This window comes from Clostridium sp. BL-8, from assembly GCF_002006495.1.
Classification (GTDB): Bacteria; Bacillota; Clostridia; order Clostridiales; family Clostridiaceae; genus Clostridium.
In genome coordinates this window covers 1-1,569 of record NZ_LZZL01000194.1, presented here as the reverse complement: position 1 = coordinate 1,569, position 1,569 = coordinate 1, and the positions used below count along the sequence as shown (strand labels likewise).

Sequence of the window (1,569 nt, the reverse complement as noted above, 5' to 3'; positions counted from 1 at the left end):
GATATAAGTTTAAAAAGTGGTATGATATGATTTGGATGGAGAAAATTATCGGAGAGCATTCTGCAAATCCAAAGCCAGTTATTTCAATATCAGAATTGCACGAATTACATTAAATTGAATAATTCGGAGGTATAAGTAGTGGGGAAAGAAGTACAATCTGAAAAAATTATTGAAATTCCAATTGATATCTTAAAAGATGCTTTGTTATGTAAAATTAATCAAGAAAGTAAATTCAATATTACAAATTTAATTACTGAAAGTAATGGATATGTTCTTATGATTAGCAGCAAAAGAAGCATGAAATCATATGGAGAAAAAATCATTATCATTTTGGAGAGTGTTGATGAATATAAAACGAAAGTATATATTAAATCAAAGTGTGTATCAATAACACAGATATTTGATTGGAATGTAAATCAAGAAAATATTGATGTACTGTTTTCCATGATGAAAGTTTCTGAAAAACAAGAAAGTATACCTGATAAACTAAATATATCACTTAAAGAAAAATATCTAGAAAAGACTAATAAAAATATAAATAGGAATCAGGATAATCTAAAAGAAGATAAGCCAATGAAAATAGATAGTGTTTCATGTATTTATTGTGGCGGCCATGAAAGTGTTAAAAGAGAATGTAGTGGAATTGTTGATGTTTATTCTGATAGAATTGAATTTAGGATAATAAAGAAGCAGTTTGAAGTACCCATTAGTGCGATAATAAATAATGAAATTGTTACATATGATCAAGTAGTGCAACGATTAACAGCCACTAGAATTATGTTATTTGGAATATTTGCTGCAGCAATGCCAAAGCGTAAGATGATTAATTCTAATTATATTGCAATAGATTTTGAAGAATGTGGGGTAAAAAGTACAATTGTGTTTAGAGGTGATGGGAGCTTTTCCTTTAGTTCGTCATCTGATTTGATAGTGAAATTAAACAGTATAATATTAAAGTTACGAAAGGAATATGCAAAAACAAATATTAATTATAAAAGAAGTTATAAAAGTCTATAATTATAATATACAAAAAACTTTAAAGGCAATAAACACTTAAAAATGTTTATCGCCCTTATTTAAGCTACTCTATGAGAATCATCACTAGAATCTACTTCCAGAGCAACTCCAAGCTTTGCTGATATTATGGTATTTAGTTTATTAATTGAAGCTGATAGTCCATTTATTTGCTTTTCTAACCGAATCAGCAAATACGCTGAAACAGCCACAGGAAATCCATTATTAACTACCAAGTTAATTAAGTCATTTATTTCCATAACTTCATCACCTCCCATAATGGATATATGAGCATAAGCATATAATTTCATGGAATCAGATTAAAAAGTGATAAATTAATAGAAGAATATGCACCTAAAAAAAGCAGCTAGCATTAGCTATTAGAAAGTCTACATTTAACAGTGAGTTAAGATGCTCCTTGCAGGATGAAGGAATATTAAATAAATGCAAAGGATGTAATCTTAAGCGAACTTGCGATGGGATTGACGAAGTTTCAGAGGATTATCTAGAAAAGACTACTAAGGTTGTAAATAATTTTAGTTTTGAATAGTGTAA

At 28.5% G+C, this 1,569-nt stretch carries 2 protein-coding genes and 2 pseudogenes; 3 read left to right on the top strand and 1 reads right to left on the bottom strand.

Going from position 1 to position 1,569, the window contains the following annotated elements; all coding sequences use genetic code 11:
* Together CLOBL_RS28845 and CLOBL_RS27155 are read left to right on the top strand one after the other, a co-directional pair.
* A pseudogene (locus tag CLOBL_RS28845) lies at window positions 1-113 on the top strand (GNAT family N-acetyltransferase); the annotation flags it as partial.
* Between the two features lie 25 nt (window positions 114-138).
* Window positions 139-1,017, top strand: coding sequence for a hypothetical protein (locus CLOBL_RS27155; RefSeq protein ID WP_077861835.1), 879 nt, complete (start codon window positions 139-141; stop codon window positions 1,015-1,017).
* A gap of 59 nt (window positions 1,018-1,076) precedes the next feature.
* Here the strand turns inward: CLOBL_RS27155 and CLOBL_RS27150 are convergent, their stop codons facing one another.
* Window positions 1,077-1,274 (bottom strand): YvrJ family protein, encoded by a 198-nt coding sequence (locus CLOBL_RS27150; RefSeq protein WP_077861834.1) that lies wholly within the window; start codon window positions 1,272-1,274, stop codon window positions 1,077-1,079.
* A gap of 98 nt (window positions 1,275-1,372) precedes the next feature.
* On the opposite strand from CLOBL_RS27150, the pseudogene CLOBL_RS27145 reads away from it, so the two are divergent.
* Window positions 1,373-1,564 (top strand): annotated as a pseudogene (locus CLOBL_RS27145) (hypothetical protein); the annotation flags it as partial.
* Window positions 1,565-1,569 lie beyond the last annotated feature (5 nt).

Coding starts and splice junctions, on each gene's coding strand:
- CLOBL_RS27150 (WP_077861834.1), bottom strand. CDS start 1,274: ATGGAAATAAATGACTTAATTAACTTGGTAGTTAATAATGGATTTCCT.